This window comes from Teichococcus globiformis (assembly GCF_042646265.1).
In the GTDB taxonomy this organism is placed as follows: Bacteria; Pseudomonadota; Alphaproteobacteria; order Acetobacterales; family Acetobacteraceae; genus Pseudoroseomonas; species Pseudoroseomonas globiformis.
The window spans coordinates 220,236-242,135 of sequence record NZ_JBHRTN010000010.1 but is presented as its reverse complement, the minus strand read 5'-3'; the positions used below and the strand labels follow the sequence as shown (position 1 = coordinate 242,135).

Here is a 21,900-nt window from a genome sequence, read left to right as displayed (position 1 = left end):
TGTCATCCGGCCTTGTGCTGGCCCTTCCCGCCCGCAGGGGCTTGAAGGGAGGGCGCCGTGTCGGGCGCCACTGAGAATGCTTCCGGCTCGGCCGGAGGCACGGGATCATAGCCGCCCGCATGCCACGGATGGCAGCGAAGGATACGTTTCAAGGTCAGCCAGGAGCCTTTGCTGGCACCATGGAGCTTGACCGCCTCAATCGCATAAGCACTGCAGTGCGGATAGAACCGGCAGTGGCTGCCAATAAGTCCCCGAACTGTCAGCTGGTAGGTGCGGACGCCTCCGATCAGCGCCCAGGCTGCGGCTCCCCTGCGAGGGGCGCCGGACAGCCGCTTCATGGCCCGATGACGCCCGTCTGCCGCAAAGCCCCACGCAGATCGGCCAGCAGCAACGCAAAAGGCCGGGATCGCGTGGCTTCCCGGCCAATCACAACAAGATCCCAACCTGCCGGCTGCTCATCGGATAGAACCTCCCGGACCGCCTCGCGAAGCCGCCGCTTGGTCCTGTTCCGAGCGACTGCATTCCCTATCTTCTTTGTGGCAGTGAAGCCAACATGAAGCTGACGACCGGTATTTGGCAGGGCCTGCAGCGCCAGACCAGGCCTCGCGGCCTTCTTGCCCTTGCCCGCTGCTCGCAGGAACTCCCTGCGACGTTTAAGGCAAGGCGGCGCAGGCATCCTTGAAGCTCCTACCGAATCAGGCGGAAAGCTTCTTCCGCCCCTTGGCACGGCGATTGGCGATGACGTTGCGGCCACCGACTGTCGCCATCCGGGTGCGGAAACCGTGCCGGCGCTTCCGGACGAGCTTGGAGGGCTGATAGGTTCGCTTCACGACGCGCTACTCCGCATGATCAACAGCATTAACAGCTAAAATGGTACTCACGACGAATCGCGCCGGCCACCAGGCGGCGAACCGGCGAAGGCGCACCGTATAGGAACCAGCATCCCCATCCGTCAACCACTCTCCATGGGCACCTGGTCTCCGACCTACAGGATGCATGACACAGCTCTGTCGTACTCCCCCCTTCCCTGGCCGCGCCTCCCGTGGCACCCGCTTACCTGAACTCTCATGCGGGACCCCTATCGATCATGCGCCGCTATGATTTCGTTGTTCTTGGATCCGGCACGACGGGCCTGGAGATTGCTTCTCGCGCAGCCGCTCAAGGACACAGCGTGGCTGTTTTTGAAAGTCATAAACTGGGTGGACGAACCTTTCTCGAAGAGGAGGTCCCTTTCAGGGCTCTTCGGGAGGTGGCCCGCATGGCGTCTGCAGCGGCTTGTGGTGCCACAAGGGCCGCTGTCCGGGATACCGATTGGTGGGAAATGGGCCGAAGGCACGTTGCTCAAGTCGTAGCACACGAGGCCTCATTGAGGCAGGGATCAGTCCTTCGGGCTCAGGGCATCGATGTTATCGAAGCCTCGGCCCACTTCATATCCGAGAACCAGATCGAGGCCGGCGGTCGTAGCTTCATGTTTCACCGCGCGGTGATCGCCACTGGAACGGAAGCTGTGGTGCCGAATATCCCAGGCCTTGCAGGGTGTTCGTGGCTCCTACCTTCCAGCCTGCTTGCGAAGACAGATCTTCCGGAACACCTGCTTGTTCTTGGCGACGGAAGCGCTGCCTTGGAACTTGCCCAGCTTTTTGCGCGCTTCGGGAGCCGCGTCACAGTTGTAACTCGTGCAGCAAACATCCTGTCGGACTGGGACCCTGAAATCAGAACACGCCTAAGGGGTCACCTGCGCCGCGACGGCATTGAATTCTCGGAAAACTCACCGCCCTTCCGCGTGACACACTACGCTGAAGGCGTGGCGATCAGCATGGCGACAGGCAGCTTGATGCAGGCCACGCATCTGGTTGTCGCTGAGGGTCGTGCTTCGAGGCTCGACGCCCTCGACCTTCGGGCAGGCGGCATCGACAAGGATGAGAAAGGCATCCGCCTCGACGGACAAGGTCGCAGTGTCACCAACCGCCGCGTTTTCGCGGCAGGCAGCACGCCGGGGACTTGGTCAGAACAAGCACTCCTTGCGCTTCGTCATCCCCTGCTACCCACCCGCTGGTTCGAAACAATTCCCCAAGGCAGCTTCCAGCAGTTGAAGCGGCAATCCGTGCGAGTGGACCCCGAACTGGTGCGCCTGGAGCTAAATTTTTCAAGTTCTGATGCATCGGGTGGCAAACAACTGCGCCTTGAAGGACTGCCTCTTGACGCCGTGCCCTCGCGCGGAAGCTTCCTGGCCAAGCTCTCCGGTGATCAGCAAGGCTTGTTGCAGAGCCTGATCCTTCTCCGTGAAGGCGCAATTCAGGACGGCGATCTTGTGCAGAGTCTCGCAACCGCAAAACATCGGCCGACCATTTCCGAAGTATCGGCCTTGCTGCAGTTACGTGCTCCCCTGCAAACCACCTGAAGGAGTGGCAAGCTACACCACCACCACCGGCCGAGCATTGAGAACATCACGAGGAGCTAGACACTATGGAGCAGATGTTAAACGGTCGTACGGCCCTGATTACCGGTTCAACCAGCGGGATCGGCCTCGCCACCGCCAAGGCCCTGGCCGCGGCCGGAGCGAGGGTCATGCTGAACGGCCTGGGCACAGCCGACGAGATTGGTGCCGCCCGTCGGGAAGTCGCGAAGGCAGGCAATGGCGCTGAGCCGCCACACTCGGCGGCAGATTTGTCAGATCCGGCGCAGATCCGCACCATGTGCGCTGAAGCTGAAGAAGCCTTGGGTCAGGTGGACATCTTGGTCAACAACGCCGGCATCCAGTTCACGAGTCCGATCACTGATTTCCCGGACGACAAGTGGAGCGCCATCATCGCCATCAACCTGTCGGCCAACTTTCATGCGATCAAGGCGCTACTCCCTGGCATGAACCGCCGCAACTGGGGCCGCATCATCAACATCGCCTCCATCCATGGCTTGGTGGCCTCACCTGAGAAAGTGGCGTACGTCACCGCCAAGCATGGCGTCATCGGCATGACCCGGACGGTGGCACTGGAAACCGCGCAAGGGGGCGTTACCTGCAATGCGATCTGCCCCGGCTTTGTCCGTACCCCGCTCGCGGAAAAGCAGGTGGTGGCGCTGGCGCAGCGGCAGAACGTGTCCGAGGAGATTGCGTTAAAGGATTTCCTGCTCGCCCGTCAGCCGAGCAAGCGCTGGGTCGAGGTGGAAGAGGTGGCGCAGATGGCGCTCTACCTCTGCGGACCAGCCACTGCCAGCATCAACGGCGCAGCCTTGTCGATCGATGGCGGATGGTCCGCTGCGTGATCGGCTGCTCGGCGGCAAGTCCGCCGAGCCTCAGATAACCAGGAAAGAAATGTTTGGTAGCGGCGGGCGGACTTGAACCGCCGACCCCGGCATTATGAGTGCCGTGCTCTAACCAGCTGAGCTACACCGCCCCGACCTCGGCTACGCCTTGGAGGCTTCTACCGGGTGGCGGGCGTTTAAGCGGCCCGGCCTGTGCTGTCAACTACCCTGTCTTGCCGAAGGATGAAGCCTCCACCCAGGACGCGATCGCCGTCATACAGCACGCAGGCTTGCCCCGGGGCCACAATGGCAGCCTGATCCAAGGCAACATGCAGAACCGCTCGTTCCTGGTCCCAGGAAGCCGTAGCAGGCTGAGGAACTTCTCTGGCCCGGAGCTTAACCTCGCATCGGATTTCGCTGGAGGGCGGCGAGATCAGCCAGTTCACTTCGCCTGCTGACACGGTATGCTTCGTGAGGTTCGCGCGCGGTGCTACCACAATGCGACGCCGCGCCGGATCAAGCGAGGAAACATAAAGCGGCACGTCGCCGTCCATCGACGCGGTTCCAAGACCTCGGCCCTGGCCTACCGTGTAACGTCCTACACCCCGATGCTGGCCGAGCACCCGACCATCCTCGTGCTCGATCACCCCATTCTCGCCAGCTTCCGGCCGCAGGGCAGAAACGAGGTCATGGTAACGGCCGTCCGGCACGAAGCAGATATCCTGACTGTCCGGCTTCTCGGCCACAGCCAACCCCAGCCGCTCGGCCTGCGTCCTTACTTCGGCCTTGCTCGAGTAGTCGCCGAGTGGAAGGCGTAGAAATGCAAGCTGCTGCCGGGTCGTCGCAAACAGAAAGTAGGACTGGTCACGCGTAGGATCGGCTGCCCGACACAGCCGGGGACCATCGCCGTCATCGACCCTGCGGGCATAGTGTCCAGTCGCCAGGGCGTCTGCGCCCAGATCGTGCGCCAGCTCTACAAGGTCCTGGAACTTGACAGTCTGGTTGCAGCGGACGCAAGGAATGGGCGTTTCACCACGGGCATAGGAGGATGCAAAATCCTCGATCACGGCACTGCGGAAGCGACTTTCCCGATCGAGAACATAGTGGGGGATACCAAGTTTATCCGCCACATTCCGGGCATCATGAATGTCCTGCCCGGCACAGCACGCTCCCTTCCGCCGCGTCGCCGCGCCGTGATCGTAAAGCTGAAGCGTGGCACCAATCACTTCGTGCCCTTGCTCCTGCAACAATCCTGCGACAACGGACGAGTCGACGCCGCCCGACATGGCCACAAGGATCCTCATGGCGCCGCATCCAGGCCCATCTGCCAGAAGGCCGCCTCAAGCCTGGCCGCTTCCGAGAAGGTGGCGGACAAGCTCGCAAACCGCGCTTCCCCCCCGTGGGTCAATCCGAGCCGATCGATGCGATCAGCAGAACCCTGGGCCAATGCTTGGTACTCGCTGCTCGAATAAGCGTCGATCCAGCTTTGATAGGGATTGCCGGCAAGGCGCAGTCCAGGATGAGCTGCAATACGCAGCGCGACCTCGCCATACCCCACGGTGCACGGTGCAAGCGCAACTTCAAGATCAAGGATATCGCCAACCATGCCGCGATCCAGAACCCATCGCGTATAAGCGACGGTTTCAGGCGCCTCGGTCTCGGCGAGAACATCCGCCTCCTGCAAGCCCCAACTGGTGCAGTAGGAGAGATGCATGTTCATCTCAGACAACAGCGCCGTTAAGGCTTGTGATTTTCCACGCAGGGCTTCCAGGCTTTCAGCCTTGTAAGCGGCAAGCGCCTTGGCTCTGGCGAAATGGATCAGGAACAGCCAGTCCTGAATGAGGTAGCGCCGGAATGCGGCGACCGGAAGTGTGCCCTCAGCCAGTTCCTGCACAAAGGGATGCCAGCAGAAGCTACTCCACTCTGCCTTGGCGGCGCCGCGGAGCCGGCGGAAGAGGCCGTCCGGCTGTCCATAGGGGAGAGTGATCATCTCGGGTCAGCTGGCGTTCCGGGTTCCGGCGGGCAGCTTCACGACCAACCCGTCCAGTTCCTCGGTCATGATCAGCTGGCAACCAAGGCGGGACGTCTCCTGGAGGTCAAATGCCAGGTCAAGCATGTCTTCCTCATCCTCAGTCGGCTCGCCCAGCTTCTCGAACCACATTTCTTCCACGATGACGTGGCAGGTCGAACAGGCAAGGCTCCCCTCGCAGGCGCCCTCAATATCCACATCATGACGATGTGCGATCTCGAGGACGGAAAGTCCCAAGGGTGCATCCACCTCACGCCGGGTACCATCGCGCTCGATGAAGGTCATCTTCGGCATCGCTACAGATCACTCCGACGCGGTGGTTGTTTCGGCCGACGCCTCGCGCCAGGCTTGGGCCAGCATAGCCGCGGCCCGATCAATATCGGAAAGCGAAGTAAAGCGCCCGATGCCAATCCGCAAGGTGGACCTCGCCTGCTGCGCAGGCAGGCCGATGGCCTGCAGCACATAGGATACCTGCACCTCGGCACTGGAACAGGCGGAGCCCGTCGAAACACAGAGGCCCCCCAGGCGTCGCAACATGGCCTGAGCGGATGAGATGCCGGGGAAGGTCAGGTTCAGGTTCCCGGCGACACTGCGAACGGGATCGCCATTGCGAAGCAAGCCAGGAACATCGCTGCACAGGCGACCCAGCAGCCGATCACGCAAAGCGGCGATGCTGCCCGCCTCATGCTCCAGCTCCAGCTTAGCAATCCGAGCAGCTTCCCCGAAGCCTACGATCAGGGGGGTCGGCAAAGTTCCTGACCGCAGACCCCTTTCCTGCCCGCCTCCGGAGAAAAGCGGCTGCAGCCGGATCCTCGGGCGCCTGCGGACGAAGAGTGCCCCGACCCCCTTTGGACCATAGACCTTGTGGGCCGATAGCGAGGCCAGAGCCACGCCGCTGCCTTTTAAATCCAGGGGTACACGGCCAAAGGCCTGGGCTGCGTCCGTATGGAACGCCGCTCCCGAATCGTTCGTCAGGGCAGCTAAGCGGGGGATGTCCTGGATGGTCCCGATCTCGTTGTTCACTGCCATCACGCTGACAAGCAGGACGGAGCCATCCGCCAAATGGCTTTGCAACGTGTCGGATCGGAGAAGGCCAGAAGCACTTACAGGCATTACTCCAGGTTCAAATCCCTCCTCAGCCAGATCGCGGACAGCTTCCAGGACGCACTTATGCTCAATGGCAGAAGTCAGGATCCCCCGACGCTGGTCTCCCTGTCGGGACGCGTAACGGGCAAAGCCCTTGATGGCCAAATTGTTGGCCTCAGTGGCGCCTGAGGTGAAGACGATCTCGCTGGGCTGCACCTTCAGCAGCGCAGCAACGTGCTCTCTCGCTTCCTCTACAGCGTCGCCCGCAAGTCGGCCGAGCTCGTACTCTGAGCTGCCGGGATTGGCGAAGTTGCCTTCCCACCAAGGCTGCATGGCTTCCCTCACTCGAGGATCAAGCGGGGTCGTCGCGTGATGATCCAGGTAGATGGGTGAGGTTGCGACGCCGCTGCTCACTTCGTCATCCATGATTGATGGTGACCCTGCGGGCCTGAATACGCTGGCGCACAGCAGCATAAGCTTGAGCGAAACGGTCGGCGGCATCCTCGGGGGCGTTCCAGGGTAGCGATACTCGGATGGCGCATCCCGCCTGCCGCTCCAGTCCCATCGCCCGCAAAACAGGACTTTCCGCTACCTTGCCCGACGAGCAGGCCGCGCCGGCCGAAACCGCGACGCCTGCGAGGTCCAGCGCGATGACCTGGGTTTCAGCCGGAACGTCGGGGAGAAGGAGGCAACTTGTGTTGGGTAGTCGCTCCACCCCTCGACCGATCACCACTGCGCCGGTCAGCTCCTCGATGCGGTTTCGCAGCAATGTCAGACGCAACGCCCGGTCCGGATCAGCGTGAGCCAGAGCGGCGGCGAAACCTGCGATAGCCGGAAGAGGCTCGGTTCCTCCCCTCCTGCCCCTTTCCTGACCACCGCCACCCATCAAAGGCCTGACTTCCAGATGCGGACGGATGATCAGGGCACCCGCTCCTTTAGGTCCGCCGGCCTTATGCGCGGAAAGCACCAAGGAGTCCGCTCTCAACCCGGGAAGCGCAAAAGGCATGCGCCCTGGCAGCTGAACAGCATCGACATGGATCAAGGCACCAAAGCGATGGCAAAGCTCCGCCGCTTCCTGAACGGGATGCAGGATGCCTGTTTCGTTGTTGGCCGCCATCAGGCACAGCATTGATGGCGGCCCCTCCGCCAGCAGCGCCTCCAGAGCCTCAAGGTCAATCCGCCCGTCATCCAGAACAGGAACAATCAATGCTTCAGGCGCAGCCTGGCGCACCGATGGATGCTCGGTTGCGCCCGCCAGAATGCGGCGCCCCCTGCCAATGCCGTGGATGGCGATGGCATTGGCTTCAGTGGCGCCAGAGGTGAAAATCACATCCTCCGGTCGGGATCGTGCAGCCTCCGCTACCGCCGACCGACAAGCCTCAAGAAGCCGACGTGCAGCCCGGCCCGCCGCGTGAACCGACGAAGGATTTCCAAGCAGCTCCATCGCCTCCATTGCAGCATTCCGCGCCTCGGGAAGCAGAGGCTCGGTGGCGTTCGCATCTAGATAAAGCCGGTTGTTCATGGTGCACGCGGCGGCATGGCGCGGCCGCAGACATGCCCGTCCAGAACATCCGCCAGAGAAATACCACGGAGGAACAGATCGATCTGCTGGCCCAACTCTGCCCAAAGATCATGGGTCCGGCAGCGTTGCCCAGCTACGCATCCGGCGGCATCCGCGCCACAGCGGGTCGCTGAAATGGACTCGTCGACCGCATCGATAACGGCGCCGATCATGATGCCTTCCAGGGGCCTAGCCAATCTGTACCCTCCGCCCGGCCCCCGGGCTGACTCAACAATACCGGCGCGACGCAGCTTGGCGAAGATCTGCTCGAGGTAAGCCACTGATAGGGCTTGCGCCTGAGCAATCTCGGTAAGGCTTAAAGGTGCGCAGCGGGCAGTCTCTGACGTTGAAACACGATGCTCGGCCTGAGCTCGATCACGGACTTCAGGGCCCTGGCTTCTTGCGTGGGCAGCAAGCTCCAGAAGTGCCATGACAGCGTAGCGGCCCCGTGTGGATAGGCGCATCGACTATGAACCAAAACAGCTATAAAGGGTGGAACCTTTTTTGTGCTGCATCTGAAATATCCAAGCCAATGAGTCGGCCATGCCATGAATCCGTTATGAAACAGCCGCTCCGTCGCCTATAGTGACGCAAGTCGCGGGGAGCGGAAGCCTGCCTCGCGGCCAGGGAAGTCCCTCCGACGTTCGCACCACACGCGAAGGAAATTAGGATTCCTGACTGTGGTGGTCAACCATTGGGCCGCTTGCGGCGCAACGTCGAACCTTTGGAGCTCTTCGCTGCACGATCCCTGCTGCCGGTTCGGTGGCGGTCGCGTTGTGGTTTCCCAACCGGGCGCTGCCGCGCCCACTGCACCGGATGCAAGGGAACGATGCCTGAAGTGATGTTTGCCGGGCCGGATGGCCGGCTCGAGGGTCGTTACCATCACGCGAAGCAGCCTAATGCCCCAGTGGCCTTGGTGTTGCACCCGCACCCGCTCCATGGCGGGACGATGAACAATCGGGTGGTCCATGCGCTTTACTCCCGCTTCCAGGATATGGGCTTCTCGACGCTCCGCTTTAACTTCCGGGGAGTTGGGCGAAGCCAAGGCCGGTATGATGGCGGGATCGGCGAAATTTCGGACGCTGCGGCCGCGCTCGATTTCCTTCAGGCAGTCAACCCAAATGCTTCCATGCTGTGGGTCGCCGGCTATTCCTTTGGTGCCTATGTGGGCATGCAGCTGCTGATGCGGCGGCCCGAGATGGGCGGCTTCGTCTCCATTGCCGCTCCTGCGAGCCACTATGATTTCGGCTTTCTCGCACCTTGTCCGTGTTCAGGCCTGATGCTCCATGGGGCAGATGACGAACTGGTTCCCGAAGCCTCTGTGCGCAAGCTGGTGGACAAGCTGAATGCCCAACGTGGCATCTGCATCGACTATCGCGTCGAGGAAGGCGCTGGCCATGTCTTCACCGCCGAACAGACCGAACGCGTGGCCAATGCGGCGGAGGACCATGTCCGTACCGTGTTGAACAGAACCCGGATGGCCATGGCGGCCGACTGAGCAAGGACAGGATGGCGCGCTAGAGGCGCGCCACTGCCGCAGTTGACGACGTGGCCGCGACAATCCGTCCACCTGTCAGCGGCTTGGGAACTCCTGTTGTTCCTGGAAATGTCAGCGGCAGTCCTAGCTTGACCCGCGCCGCAAGCACTCCAAAGGCCTGCGCCTCCAGCGCATCCCCGTCCCAGCCCACATCATCCACACTCAAGACCGGTGCCGGCAGCTCCTTGGCCAGGGCCTGCATGATGGCAACGTTGCGTCGCCCGCCCCCGGTAACCAGCCACTGCTGAGGCGCTTCCGGGAGATGCGGCAAAGTAGCCGCCACACAGTGGACCACAAAGCCCACCAGAGTCGCCGCGCCATCAGCCGCAGACAAAGCCTCAAGACCGGCAGACCGAATTGCATCGTGGAAGTCCTGCCGATCCAGTGACTTCGGGGGCGCAATTCGCAGGAAAGGATGGTTGCTGAGGTGCTTCAGGACAAAGGGGTCTACACGTCCTGAGAGAGCCAACCGCCCGTCCAGATCGAAGGCTTGCCCCGTTTTCCGAAAGAGCCAGTCGTCCAGCGGCCCATTCGCTGGCCCTGTGTCGAAGGCGATAAGCTGTTGGTCGCGGCCGATCCAGGTGATGTTGCCTACACCACCGAGGTTGATGATCGCCAGCGGCTTCTCCAATGCCGTCGCCATGGCTGCGTGCACAACCGGCACAAGTGGCGCACCCTGTCCACCTGCCGCAACATCGGCACTTCGAAAGTCAAAGGCGACCGGAATACCTGTTGCCTCGGCCAGGCTCGAGGCATCGCCGATCTGCCAAGTGCGGCCTGCACCAGGCTGTCCCGCTGCAGGCTGATGAAGGATTGTCTGACCGTGGAAGCCGATGAGGTCGGCTTCTTCGCCCAACGCTCGTACCGCCTTGGCATGATGGTCGGTAAGCCTTGCTTCACAGGTCTTCAGCAACGCGTTGCCGGGATCGAGGGTCGGGGCAAGATCCAGCAGCTCCCGCAAAGCACGTCGCATGTCATCACTGTAGGGAAGGGTCAGACGTCGACCGAACCGGCCGATGGTTCGCCCATCCGTTTCCACCCAGGCAGCATCAACGCCATCCAGCGAGGTGCCACTCATCAGCCCTATGGTTCGCAGCATGGCTACACTGTGCTAGGGCAACGTCCGGGGTGGAAGTCCCCTTGGTTCAAAAAGCGGCATATGTGGTACCATGAACGAGTTCCTGCACATCGCGCGTGCGCGCGGTTACATTCATCAGATCACTGATGAGGCGGCTCTTGCTGCGCGGATGAAGCAGGGATCATTGCCGGCCTATGTCGGTTTTGACTGCACGGCTGACAGCCTCCATGTTGGCCACCTGTTGTCCGTTATGCTTCTGCGCCTCCTCCAGAAAACGGGACATACGCCTGTGGCGCTGCTAGGCGGCGGAACCACAAGGATTGGCGATCCTTCTTTTCGAGACGATGCTCGACCGCTCCTTAACGATGAGCAGATCGCCAAGAACAAGGCTGGGATCCAGAAGACCTTCTCGGCTTTCCTGGAATTTCATGAGAGTTCCGGCACGGCTGTCATGTTGGACAATGCCGCGTGGCTCGATGAACTGAAGTACATCCCGTTCCTGCGCGATGTAGGCCGACACTTCAGCGTCAATCGTATGCTGACGATGGATAGTGTCAGACTACGCCTCGATCGTGAGCAGCCGCTCTCATTCCTCGAATTCAACTATATGCTGCTGCAGTCCTATGACTTCCTTGAGCTCCAACGACGTCGCGGGGTTGGCCTGCAAATGGGCGGCTCCGACCAGTGGGGCAACATCATCATGGGCGTTGAGCTGAACCGGCGGATTGATGGAGCTGAGGTCTTCGGCCTGACCACACCGTTGCTGACCACATCCTCCGGCATGAAGATGGGCAAGACGGCGGGGGGTGCGGTCTGGCTCAATCCGGATCGCCTTTCCGCGTATGGTTACTGGCAGTTCTGGCGCAACACGGAGGATGCCGATGTGGGACGCTTCCTCAAGCTGTTCACCGAGTTGCCGATCCAGGAAATCGATCGGCTGAGCGCGCTTTCCGGGGTGGAAGTCAACGAAGCCAAGAAGCTTCTCGCGACCGAGGCCACGGCCCTGCTGCACGGGCGCAACGCAGCAGACGACGCTGCCGAGGCAGCGCGGCAGACCTTTGAACAAGGAGGATCGGCAGAAAATTTGCCGTCCCTTCTCCACGCTCTCCCGGCCGGGCTTTTGGACCTGGCGGTGGCAGCCGGCTTTGCCGCCAGCAAGGGAGAAGCCCGGCGGCTGATCAGGCAGAACGGCATCCGCGTGAATGACGAGGCTGTGAGCGATGAAACGCGCATTGTGTCCGACGAGGACCTGCGTGATGGATCCGTCAAGTTGTCAGCCGGGCGGAAGCGTCACGTGCTCGTTCGGCCAAGCCCCCAGCCCTGACCAGGTGAAAAGCTCAGCCGCCACGTGATTGAACAGTCCGCGCCTGCCTCAACAGGCTGGCGCGGGCCACGTCCTATGCCCGACGCAGCGGATCATCGCGCATCTTGCTGAGAAGCGGCGCCCCCTTCACCAAAAATGCTGCGCAGGAAGCCCGGCGTTAAGGCCGCAAGCGGGTTCACCGAGATGCTGGGATCTGCTAGCGGCCCCTGCATGCGCCAAGTGGCCGCGAAAAGGCCGCCTCCCTGCTCAGGACTAAAGAGGCGCCCTAAAAGTGGGATATATCCCAGGATCGAGTTGATCGCGTAGGCAGGAACGATCGTGCCTTGCAGGTCCACGCTCTTCTGCTGCCGCAAAATGGCTCCCCTCGCTGTCAGCCCCAGGGATGACGAGAAGGCTCGGGCCTCCTCGATAGTCAGAGTCGATCTTGTTAAGGTGAATGGCGCAACCATGCGGCCGAAGGCGAGGCCGGGTCCACGCACGGCGTCAATGACGCCATACACCGTGAGTGCCTGCAGCAACTTCCCGGCGGCCGCGGCATCCTGGAAGCGAAAGTCCGACATATCTGCCGTGCCGGACAGCTTTGCGGCACGTTGATTGCTGTCCCAACGCCCCTCAAGGCTGAGACGGCCGCCCTCAACCTGGCGGGTGATATCGAACGCCCGCAACAATGCCCCGGCGTTGTTGGCGTTAATCCGAAGATCACGACCTGCCCCGCGTGGAACGATCACGAGGTCAAAGCCCCCATCATTCCCCGCTTGTCCAACTAGGCGGGCCTCTCTGAAGATCCCTCGACCATCAACTGCTGCACGTCCCTGCACGCCGCTGACGGAACGTCCCTCCCCCAGGAGGACATGATCGAAGTGCCCATCCATCGAGACTGGCGCTGAGGTCGAGCTGCCACTCGATCCCTCATCTTCGCTGTCGGAGGAAGCAAGGAGTGGCCCTAAGTCCAAGACAGGGCCTGAAGCTCGCAGGCGCCATGCGGCGCCTGCCGATGTTGGTGGCCAAGCCTGACCCGAGAAGCGGCTGGCAAAGATCCTGGCCTCACGGATGTCAATCTGATCGAGGCGGCTTCGTGGCGCAAAGCTGGCGCGTCCCGAGAAAGAAAGACCCGGAGCCTCGACCCGAAAGCCGGACACTGAGCGGATCTCGCCATCAGCGATGTTGAGTTGGCCTTGAGCGGATGCCGGCACTCCATTGGCCTTCCTCCATGCGAGCGGCGACATCCGCATGTCGGCCTGCTGAAGGTCACCGTCCAGCAACACGTCCATCTGGCCGCCCCGGCGCTTCTCCATGAGCACCTGCACCCCAATAGGTCCGCTGACAAATCCATCCAGATCCAGCCCGAATTCCGCAATCCTGCCGGCATCCGGCCGAGCCGTCGCGCGAACACGCTCCACGACCTGGCTGGCTGGCCCTGGCCTGAAATCCATTTCTAAGTTGAGGGTCGCGGGAATTCCGGAAAGCTGTGCCCGTCCCGAGGCGCTGAGGCGCTGGTTGTCCACGACGAGGTCAGCTGTTCCGCGCTCCAGGGCCTTGTTCATCACCACATCGGCGATCCGTAATTCCGTCAGGCGCGCGCGAAACAGGACCTTGAATGCCTCTGCGGGAACATCGGCCTTGAGCGGGAAGGCCAAGTGGAGACGTCCATCCACCTGCCCTCCGGGCTCCTTGAGCTCAAGCGGCCGTTGCTCAAAAAGCCGGAGACGGGGGTGGCGGATCAAACCGACAACATCCGGCACCGGGCCTCTCAGCTGTGCATCGACCTCCGCCTGCTCGTTGTTGCCATCGAGTTGTGTCAGCCGGATGACCGAGCCGGCGCCCACGAGTCCCGTCCCCGCTTGCTGAGCCTCGGACACGTGAATGACGATGTTCTTGAGACCGAACCGCGCCTTGGCAACAACCTGCTCCAACGGAGGAATGGGCCGTAGCCAGTGAATGGTCCCCGCTACCAGGTTCAGGCTGCCATCCAAGCCGGTGATCTCGAATTGCGATAGGTCAGGTTTTGCCTGTGCCTGAAGAAGAAACCTGCCCTGGTCAAACTTGCCTGACGTCATGTTGCTCAGGATCCATTGCCGGGCTCCCTCTGCGACATGTCCGGGCCAATAGCTTCCCAGGGTCGTGACGTTCAGCGGTCCGGTCCGCAACTGGAGCCGCATCTGCCAAGCGTCATCCCGGAGGGCCGCTTCCCCTTCCCCTTCGATGACAACCCCTTCGGTACCCGCCGCGACGCCAGGTGATGAAGCCAGCTCCAGCCGCAGTCTTTCAAGCCGCAGGGTTTCCGGCGTTCCGTGGGCATGGAGATTGAGACTCTTGAAGCGTAAGTCATGGCCATGGGCGGTGAGGCGCCCGGAACCTACCGTGAGAGCCAGCGAAAGCTCCGGCAAGGGCTCAGGCCCCTGCTTTCTACCTTGCGCCGACAAGGTAAGGCTGACAGGCGCCTCCAGAAGCGCCGCTGGTTTCAAAGCGGGCATCAGCAGCGCCAATCGATGGGGCTGCAGGAGTGGCAGCGTCACGGACCCTGAATAACCCGTTCCGTCGAGCTGGATCTTTCCACTCAGGAAGGCAGCCAAGTCTGGCCCGTCGCCGGGAAGCTCCAGATCGGCCCTGCCCTGTCCGGCAATCTCGGATGTTCCCGGGGTGCGGAAAAGAGAAATGGCGATGCCCCGCATGATCCAGGTACGGTGCAATTGCCTGTCCAGCACGATTAGACTCCCGCCACTCAAATCAACGGTGGTCAGCTCTGCAAGCAGGGAGCCCGGCCGGAACAGTTCCAGCACCTCGAGGGGAGGTCCATCCTTAACAGCTTCCTGCGGTGCGGACGTCCTGCCGAGCGACACCGTCAGCTCGCCGTCCATTCCACGTTCCAGCACAATGCGGGGATCACGCAGCGTGACCGACACAGGAACAAGGCGACCCCGAAGAAGCCCTTCGGTCGAGAAGCGAATAGCGAGGTCCGGCAATGCTTGCTGCACCACTCCGGCATCATCCCGCAACGTCGCGTCGGACGCCCGAACTTCAAAGGGTGTGGCCGCTCCAGCCTGAAATCCACTCCAGGCAAGAGCGAGGGACCCAAGGCTCAACCCGGGCACGGTGCGTTCCACCAGGCCGCTCCGTTCCAGGATCTCCGCTGCCATGGGAAGATGCAGAGGGCCGGTGCTTAGCCTCCAGGCCAGAAGCAGAAGCAGGGTGACAGCCAGCAATCCGCCCCCCAGAAGAAGGCGCGCCAAGTGGTGCAACAGATTAGGGACTTGACCTTTCAGCCGCACCACGCCTTCGCTCCGCTATCATGACTGGCTCCCGCCGATCTCCCCCTCTCCCTTACGATGCCGAAGATGCCGAGGCACTTCAAAAGGCCTTCGGCGCAATCGGCAACGCTGAACGCGCTTACGTCGAGTCGCAAGAAGGCCATAGCTTGCTTGCCGCACTGGGTGGTCATAGCTCCCATCTGGCTCACTTGGCCCAGGCGGAAAGCCAAGCCATCCTCGATTTCGCGCAACATGGCGCCGACCATGCTTTTGCGGAAGTGCTGGCACCGTTGCAGAGGCTTCCGGTAGCAGCAACCCGCAGCGAAACGGTGACGAGGCTGCGGCGCAGCAAGCGCCGTGGCGCGCTGATTGCAGCGGCGGCGGATTTGCAGGGCCGATGGAGTCTTGCGCAGGTCACCGGGGCGTTGTCTCAACTCGCTGAGGCCACGATTGACCATGCTTGCGCCTACCTGTTGCGGGAGGCCGCTCAGCGTGGCGACCTGCGGCTGCCGCGTGCCAAGTTGTCTGATGCCCGAGGCATTGCTCAGGACTCCGGTCTTGCGATCCTCGGCATGGGTAAGCTCGGCGGGCGAGAGCTGAACTACTCGTCCGACATCGACCTCGTGATCCTCTACGATCCGCATGTGGCAGCCTATCACGCTGAAGCTGCCGGCGCCCTCTACGTCCGGCTGGCCCGTGACCTTGTGCGGATGATGGAGGAACGCACGGCCGACGGCTATGTCTTTCGAACAGACCTTCGCCTGCGCCCGGACCCAGCCGCGACACCGCTTGCCGTCAATATCCTGACCGCGATCACCTATTATGAGTCGCTAGGTCAGAACTGGGAGCGAGCCGCCATGATCAAGGCTCGGCCAGTGGGAGGCGACCGGCAGCTCGGGCAAAGCTTCCTCGATGAAATTCGCCCCTTTGTGTGGCGGCGCCATCTGGATTTCGCCACCATTGCGGATTTCCAGGCCATCAAGACCCAGATCCATGCGGCCCACGAAGTTCGCGGTGCCCATAAAACCGTTCAGGTTGCCGGACACAACGTCAAGCTGGGTCGTGGTGGAATTCGCGAGATCGAGTTTACGACGCAAGTCCTGCAGTTGATCTGGGGCGGTCGCGATCCGGGTTTGCGAAACCAGGATACATTGGGCGCGCTGGCCAGTCTGGCAGAGGCAAGCCGGCTCTCTGCAGAGGCGGCGGCGGAACTTTCAGAAGCGTATGTTTTTCTCCGCGATGTCGAGCACCGTCTGCAAATGGTTGATGACCGGCAGACGCACCAACTGCCCGAGGATGAGGTTGGACTCGCGCGGATCGCGAGCTTCATGGGCTTTGCGGATCTTGAAACCTTCGCCGACGAATTGGTGCGCCATCTGAGCTTGGTTGAAGCCCAGTATGCACACTTATTTGAGCAATCGTCGGAGAGCGACGAGCATGCCGCAGATGATCCGTCCGCACAGCCGCTGCTGTTCCCTCCCGACGGGCATGATGCGCTGACCCTTGCAAGGCTTAGCGAAATGGGCTTTCGGGAGCCGACTCGTGCATCGACCATGATGCGTGATTGGCAGGCCGGAAGGGTGCGGGCCGTACGCAGCTCCAGGGCAAGGGATCTGCTGCGCCGCCAGCTGCCTGCGATTCTCGCGGCACTGGCCGCCCAGCGTGAGCCAGACGTGGCCCTTTCGCGCTTCGACGCCATTCTGTCTGATGTTTCAACCGGCGTGCAGCTTCTCTCGCTCTTCCAGAGGAACCCCGCCCTTCTGCGTCGGGTGGCAGATATCCTGGGAGCGGCGCCTGCCTTGGCGGACCATCTCGCTCATAACCCCTCGGCTTTGGAGGGGTTGTTGACAGAAAGTGGACCGGGCAGCTCGACTGCCCTTCTGCCTGCACTTGTGGGCACTGCCCGGCATTTCGAAGAAGCGTTGGAAGGTGCGCGGCGCCTCGTCACCGAAGGCAAGTTTGAAATCGACTCGGCGGCGCTGGAAGCCGCAATTGATGTGGACGCAGCAGGTGAAGCGCGCAGCGACCTAGCCGACGCTGCCATCTCAGCTCTTGTTCCGCATGTCTTCGATGATTTTGCCCGGCGTTTCGGCAAGGTTCGCCATGGCAGCCTGGGCATCATCGCACTCGGGAAGCTGGGTGGGCGAGAGATGCTTCCGGCATCGGATCTGGATCTTGTTCTGATCTATGACCATCCCGAGAACGTGTCTGAAAGCCATGGAGGGCCTCGGTCGCTGCCGTCTAGCGTCTATTTCGCAAAGCTCGCACAGCAGGTGGTTGCGGCGTTTACCTCCCCTGGTGCGGAAGGCAAGCTCTACGAGGTGGACATGCGGCTCCGCCCTTCCGGCAATAAAGGGCCAGTAGCGACCTCGTTGTCGAGCTTCAAGCGCTACCATGCGGAGAGTGCCTGGACGTGGGAACGCATGGCGCTGACACGTGCCCGGCCGGTCTTCGGAACGCAGCAGCTCCGGAAAAGACTTTCATCGTCGATTCGAGATGCGCTTCTGATGCGGGTGGAAGCGAGGGTTCTTCCAGATGCGGTGTCGATGCGGGCCCGCATGCTCCGTGATTTGCCCGCCGACGGTCCGTGGGACCTTAAGGCACGGCCTGGAGGGTTGGTTGAGGTCGAGTTCGTGGCTCAGGCGCTTCAACTGGCCTATGCACAGAAGCACCCGGAAGTTCTGGCGGCATCGACCCGGATGGCCATCGCCGCACTTGCAAGGCACGATCTGCTAACACAACAGGAAGCCTCGACGCTGATTGAAGCAGATCGGCTTTATCGCACCTTGACCGGCCTTCTGCGGCTGACCGTCGGGCCCTGGCGCCGGCCAGAGCTTCCCCCATCCGTCGGCACAGTGTTGCTGAGGGGCACTGCCGGCTTGACCGGCACGCTGCACGATCTTCCCATGCTCCGAGACTTTATCGAGAAGAAGGCAGCGGATGTTCGACAAATCTTTGAAGACCGGCTGGGTCGGTTGGCGGAGGAACCAAGATGATGGTTGAAGAAGGTAGAGCGGCGCCTGACGTGACCTTGCAGGCAACCGGCGGACGTAGTTTTTCGATCTCTGCCCATAGAGGCCGGCCGTTGGTTGTCTATTTCTACCCCAAGGCCGACACGTCCGGTTGCACCAAGCAAGCTTGCGATTTTCAGGAGGCGCTCACCTCCTTCAACAGCGCTGGCATTGATATCGTCGCTATTTCGCCTGACCCGTTGCCGGCACTTGAGAAATTTGCTGCCAAATATGGGCTGCAATTTCCGCTGGCCTCGGACCACGACAAAGCTGCGGCCCAGGCTTATGGAACCTGGGTGCAGAAGTCGATGTACGGTCGCAGCTACATGGGCATGGAAAGAGCCACCTTCCTGATCGATGCGAACGGCACCTTGTCCCGGATCTGGCGACGGGTTCGGGTGCCAGGGCATGTCAAAGAAGTAGCAGCCGCAGCGAAAGCATTGAACAACGAGGCAAGTCTGAGAGCCTGAAAGTCTCGGACAATCGGCTAGACCGAAGCCGCGTGTGCCTGATCATGCCGGAGCCTCCTGCAAGGCCCTCCAGATAACCTCAGGTGTTGCTGGCATGTCGATGTGCAGGACGCCACGTCGCGACAAGGCATCGGCCACAGCATTCATGACCGCGGGCAGTGATCCTGCGCAGCCAGCCTCGCCACATCCTTTGACTCCGAGAGGGTTCGTAGATGTAGGTACGGGATGGCTGCCGAAGACGAAGGAAGGAACATCATTCGCTCGTGGCACCGCATAATCTGAATAGGAGCCAGAAAGAAGTTGTCCATCATCGCTGTAGGCGGTGCGCTCCATCAATGCCTGACCTATGCCTTGCACGATGCCCCCATGCGCCTGTCCCTCGACCAGCTTCGGGTTCACCAGTGTCCCGAAGTCATTCACGGTGACGTAGCGTTCGATCCTCACTACACCGGTTTCCGGATCAATCTCCACTTCAGCAATGTGGCACCCATTTGGGTAGGCCATAGGCGCCTCGTCCAAAACATGGTCTACGTCCAGCGATGCAGGTAGCTCTTCGGACGCCTGCTCGACGGACTTCAGCCGCTTGGCCAGCTCCATCAAGCTTATGCTTCGATCCGTGCCTGCGATCATTAATCTGGCGCCGCTCTCATCGTCCGGCTGCATCGTAAACTCGATGTCCTCCTCAGCAGCCTCCAGAAAATGGGCAGCCGCATGACGGGCCTTCTCGATGACCAATTGCGCAGCCTGGACGATGGCCGTGCCCGAGGCCATCAGCGACTTGGACCCTCCGGTTCCACCACCTGCCAACAGGCGATCGGAGTCACCCTGCAACAACCGTATGCGATGAAATGGTACGCCCAAAACCTGGTGAAGCACCTGGGCAAAGGGTGTCCAATGGCCTTGTCCATAATCCAGCGTGCCGGTGACAATGGTCACGCCGCCATCCTCGTCGAAATGGATCCCTGCCATCTCCTTTGCCGGAGCTGCGGTGCATTCCAGGAAATTGCCCATCCCCCTGCCCCGTAGAAGACCTTTGTCTTCGCTCTCCAAGCGCCTGCCCTCAAAGCCATCCCAGTCCGCGTTCTGCATGGCTTCGCGCATCACGGCCGAAAAATTGCCACCGTCGTACAGCGTGCCGGCCGCCCCCCTGAACGGCATGTGCTCCGGGGGAATGTGGTTGCGGCGGCGCAACTCCACGGCATCCACGCCCATCTTCGCCGCCGCAACTTCAATAAGACGCTCCATGAAGTAATTGCCTTCAGGACGTCCTGCGCCTCGATACGCCGACACCGGAGTGGTGTTCGTCATCATGCAGCGCGTCGTGATCTCGATCAGCGGCGTTTTGTAGTTGCTCTGCACATTGCGCAGGAAGTTGGTTGTCCCCATCAACGGTCCAACCGTTGCGAGGTAGGCGCCCATATTTGCAAACGAAGTCAGCCGGACGGCCACAAAATGACCTTCCGCATCGAGCGCTAGTTCGCCGATGACCTCGTGATCGCGGCCATGCTGATCCGACTGAAAGCTTCCCGTGCGTTCATCGGTCCATTTCACCGGGCGGCTAAAAACCTTCGCTGCATGCAGCAGGCAGAGATACTCAGGGTAGGCTGACGCCTTCATTCCAAAGCTTCCGCCAACATGCCCCGTAAGAACACGCACCTGCTCAACTGGAACATTCAGAAGGTCCTTGGCCAGCTGTGCGCGCAGACCAAAAACGCCCTGGCAGCCGACTCGCAAGGTATATCGACCATCAGCCGCATCGTATTCAGCGATGGCGCTTCTCGGCTCCATGGCACAAACAACCACGCGATTGTTGCGCATGCTGAGCCTGACAGTATGGGCAGCGCTGGCAAAAGCCCCGCGCACCTTGTCGCGGTCGCCAAAATGGAAATCCAGTACCTGGTTGCCCGGAACGTGGTCGTACAGTTGGGGAGCATCGGTCACCGCTGCAGCAGATGCCGTCGTGACCGCCGGCAAAGCTTCAACTTCAACGAAAACAGCTTCAGCGCCGTCCCTGGCCGCTTCTTTCGTCTCCGCAACAACGAAAGCGACAGGATCTCCGACGAACCGCACCTTGTCTGTTGCCAGTGCAGGGCGCTCGACCTGGACAAGACCTTCCAGAGCAACCGTACATTTCAGCGTGCCGTAACCAGAGGCCTGCAGATCAGCACCCGTGAATGCGCCAAGGACGCCCTCAACAAGGAGCGCAGCTTCCGTGTTCACGGTGCGTAGAAAACCGTGCGCATAGGGGCTGCGCACCATCACGCACCACAACTGACCTGGCAGTTGCAGATCGTCGGTATAGCAGCCCTGACCCTTTAGAAGGATCGGATCTTCATTGCGGGAGACTGGCTGCCCCACGCCGAATTTGAGCGGCGATGCGTGAGAAGCAAGGACATCTGGCATGAAACACCCCTGATGCGGAGAACTGCCAGAGCCTAGAAGCGATTCGAGAAACAGGCGACCCTGATTGGATGAGCGTAAGGATGGCGCCGCTTCGCGCAAAGGTTGTATATAACATCACAGGATCGTGATGTTAGCCTGCTTTCAGTGCTGCACTCTCTGAGTTGGCCGGCTGAGACGGTGCTACGCTTCGGCTGGTTTTATCAGCCTCGGTCATCATCATCCTGATCTCCCGCAAGAAGGATGTACCCTTCGCAGTCCGCTGAACCAGAACACTCCGCCGATCCTGAGGATCCGTCTTGCGCCTCGCCAGATCAAGTTCGCCCAAGCGATCCAAGGCCCGTGTGATCGCCGGCTTCGAAACGTTGAGCGAAGCAGCCAATCCTCGAACGGTGTGCGGGCCATCGCTCATGTAGACGGTCAGAAACACTCCCAACTGCCGAGCTGACAGATCATGGCCATCGCGGCGTACGAGCGACACGATCGTCTCGCGCAGGATGCTGATCAGTTGATCAGGAGAGTTCGACACCGACATAGCAAGATCCTTCAATCCCAGCGTTCTGGCGACACAGCAATGTTGCTCAGAAGTTTAGAACACCCACTTGATCGAGAACCAGTGTTTTGGACTGGATCTAAATTAAATAGATGAGAAGTAGAATTTTATACGACGAGTTAGCGTCGTGGACTGGCAGAAGTTTCAGTGGGAGGTCGTCTCGCCACCTGCTCCTCTACTGCCGCAACGCCAAGCCTCAGCTAACGCAGCGTCATGCTCGTGGACATGGTCGTTCGAAACAGATCCATCGAGAAATGAGAGAGGTTCGACTATGCGCAAGCTTTGACATGCTGTTTTTCTTCATTCATTTACTAAAGCTGTCGAGCCACGAAACGTAACGATCCGCTGCTTCACAGGTCGCCG

The 21,900-nt window shown here is 61.0% G+C and carries 19 protein-coding genes and 1 tRNA gene; 6 read left to right on the top strand and 14 right to left on the bottom strand.

Annotation, left to right across the window (positions count from 1 at the left end):
• Positions 1 to 2: 2 nt before the first annotated feature.
• Genes yidD through rpmH form a run of 3 tightly spaced genes read right to left on the bottom strand, consistent with a single transcriptional unit; the run spans position 3 to position 830 of the window.
• Positions 3 to 338, bottom strand: coding sequence for a membrane protein insertion efficiency factor YidD (gene yidD, locus ACFOD4_RS11970; RefSeq protein ID WP_379596692.1), 336 nt, complete (start codon positions 336 to 338; stop codon positions 3 to 5).
• Positions 335 to 676 carry a ribonuclease P protein component gene (gene rnpA / locus ACFOD4_RS11965; protein WP_379596691.1) on the bottom strand — a complete coding sequence of 114 codons (342 nt, stop codon included), beginning with the start codon at positions 674 to 676 and terminating at the stop codon, positions 335 to 337. The genes yidD and rnpA overlap by 4 nt, the downstream gene beginning before the upstream one ends.
• Positions 677 to 695: 19 nt before the next feature.
• Positions 696 to 830 (bottom strand): 50S ribosomal protein L34, encoded by a 135-nt coding sequence (gene rpmH, locus ACFOD4_RS11960; RefSeq protein ID WP_379596690.1) that lies wholly within the window; start codon positions 828 to 830, stop codon positions 696 to 698.
• 257 nt (positions 831 to 1,087) lie between these two features.
• Between rpmH and ACFOD4_RS11955 the strand changes: the two genes are divergently transcribed.
• On the top strand, positions 1,088 to 2,401 hold the full coding sequence (locus ACFOD4_RS11955) for an FAD-dependent oxidoreductase (protein ID WP_379596688.1): 1,314 nt from the start codon (positions 1,088 to 1,090) through the stop codon (positions 2,399 to 2,401).
• A gap of 65 nt (positions 2,402 to 2,466) precedes the next feature.
• Entirely contained in the window at positions 2,467 to 3,261 is a 795-nt protein-coding gene (locus ACFOD4_RS11950; RefSeq protein ID WP_379596687.1) for a 3-hydroxybutyrate dehydrogenase, read from the top strand.
• A 54-nt stretch (positions 3,262 to 3,315) separates the two neighbouring features.
• Here the strand turns inward: ACFOD4_RS11950 and ACFOD4_RS11945 are convergent.
• From ACFOD4_RS11945 to ACFOD4_RS11915, 7 genes are all read right to left on the bottom strand, one after another.
• A tRNA-Met gene (locus tag ACFOD4_RS11945) sits at positions 3,316 to 3,392 on the bottom strand.
• 45 nt (positions 3,393 to 3,437) lie between these two features.
• The gene (gene mnmA, locus ACFOD4_RS11940; protein WP_379596686.1) at positions 3,438 to 4,544 is read right to left on the bottom strand and encodes a tRNA 2-thiouridine(34) synthase MnmA; all 1,107 of its coding nucleotides are present in this window, start codon (positions 4,542 to 4,544) and stop codon (positions 3,438 to 3,440) included.
• On the bottom strand, positions 4,541 to 5,230 hold the full coding sequence (locus tag ACFOD4_RS11935) for a TenA family protein (protein ID WP_379596684.1): 690 nt from the start codon (positions 5,228 to 5,230) through the stop codon (positions 4,541 to 4,543). The genes mnmA and ACFOD4_RS11935 overlap by 4 nt, the downstream gene beginning before the upstream one ends.
• Before the next feature lie 6 nt (positions 5,231 to 5,236).
• Entirely contained in the window at positions 5,237 to 5,563 is a 327-nt protein-coding gene (locus ACFOD4_RS11930) for a ferredoxin family 2Fe-2S iron-sulfur cluster binding protein (RefSeq protein WP_379596683.1), read from the bottom strand.
• 9 nt (positions 5,564 to 5,572) lie between these two features.
• Complete coding sequence (locus ACFOD4_RS11925; protein ID WP_379596682.1) at positions 5,573 to 6,781, bottom strand: cysteine desulfurase family protein; 1,209 nt, start codon at positions 6,779 to 6,781, stop codon at positions 5,573 to 5,575.
• On the bottom strand, positions 6,774 to 7,877 hold the full coding sequence (locus ACFOD4_RS11920; protein ID WP_379596681.1) for a cysteine desulfurase family protein: 1,104 nt from the start codon (positions 7,875 to 7,877) through the stop codon (positions 6,774 to 6,776). Before ACFOD4_RS11920 ends, ACFOD4_RS11925 begins: the two co-directional genes overlap by 8 nt.
• Entirely contained in the window at positions 7,874 to 8,347 is a 474-nt protein-coding gene (locus tag ACFOD4_RS11915) for an Rrf2 family transcriptional regulator (RefSeq protein ID WP_379596680.1), read from the bottom strand. The genes ACFOD4_RS11920 and ACFOD4_RS11915 overlap by 4 nt, the downstream gene beginning before the upstream one ends.
• Positions 8,348 to 8,745: 398 nt before the next feature.
• Between ACFOD4_RS11915 and ACFOD4_RS11910 the strand changes: the two genes are divergently transcribed.
• Complete coding sequence (locus ACFOD4_RS11910; RefSeq protein ID WP_379596678.1) at positions 8,746 to 9,414, top strand: alpha/beta hydrolase; 669 nt, start codon at positions 8,746 to 8,748, stop codon at positions 9,412 to 9,414.
• Positions 9,415 to 9,433: 19 nt separating this feature from the next.
• Here ACFOD4_RS11910 and ACFOD4_RS11905 read toward each other — a convergent pair whose 3' ends face one another.
• Positions 9,434 to 10,549, bottom strand: coding sequence for an anhydro-N-acetylmuramic acid kinase (locus ACFOD4_RS11905; protein ID WP_379596967.1), 1,116 nt, complete (start codon positions 10,547 to 10,549; stop codon positions 9,434 to 9,436).
• Positions 10,550 to 10,622: 73 nt separating this feature from the next.
• Here ACFOD4_RS11905 and tyrS point away from each other — a divergent pair, with 73 nt between their 5' ends.
• Positions 10,623 to 11,855: a tyrosine--tRNA ligase gene (gene tyrS / locus ACFOD4_RS11900; protein WP_456316888.1), complete on the top strand. Its 1,233-nt coding sequence runs from the start codon at positions 10,623 to 10,625 to the stop codon at positions 11,853 to 11,855.
• A 92-nt stretch (positions 11,856 to 11,947) separates the two neighbouring features.
• Here the strand turns inward: tyrS and ACFOD4_RS11895 are convergent, their stop codons facing one another.
• Positions 11,948 to 14,959, bottom strand: a complete 3,012-nt coding sequence (locus ACFOD4_RS11895; protein WP_379596676.1) for a YhdP family protein — start codon at positions 14,957 to 14,959, stop codon at positions 11,948 to 11,950.
• 311 nt (positions 14,960 to 15,270) lie between these two features.
• Between ACFOD4_RS11895 and ACFOD4_RS11890 the strand changes: the two genes are divergently transcribed.
• Together ACFOD4_RS11890 and ACFOD4_RS11885 are read left to right on the top strand one after the other, a co-directional pair.
• Positions 15,271 to 18,099, top strand: a complete 2,829-nt coding sequence (locus tag ACFOD4_RS11890) for a bifunctional [glutamine synthetase] adenylyltransferase/[glutamine synthetase]-adenylyl-L-tyrosine phosphorylase (RefSeq protein ID WP_379596674.1) — start codon at positions 15,271 to 15,273, stop codon at positions 18,097 to 18,099.
• A complete protein-coding gene (locus tag ACFOD4_RS11885; protein WP_379596673.1) occupies positions 18,096 to 18,584 on the top strand; it encodes a peroxiredoxin in 489 nt (162 codons plus the stop codon). Before ACFOD4_RS11890 ends, ACFOD4_RS11885 begins: the two co-directional genes overlap by 4 nt.
• Before the next feature lie 42 nt (positions 18,585 to 18,626).
• Here the strand turns inward: ACFOD4_RS11885 and ACFOD4_RS11880 are convergent, their stop codons facing one another.
• Positions 18,627 to 20,987: a xanthine dehydrogenase family protein molybdopterin-binding subunit gene (locus ACFOD4_RS11880; RefSeq protein WP_379596671.1), complete on the bottom strand. Its 2,361-nt coding sequence runs from the start codon at positions 20,985 to 20,987 to the stop codon at positions 18,627 to 18,629.
• A 130-nt stretch (positions 20,988 to 21,117) separates the two neighbouring features.
• Positions 21,118 to 21,519: a MarR family transcriptional regulator gene (locus ACFOD4_RS11875; RefSeq protein WP_379596669.1), complete on the bottom strand. Its 402-nt coding sequence runs from the start codon at positions 21,517 to 21,519 to the stop codon at positions 21,118 to 21,120.
• Between the last annotated feature and the right edge of the window lie 381 nt (positions 21,520 to 21,900).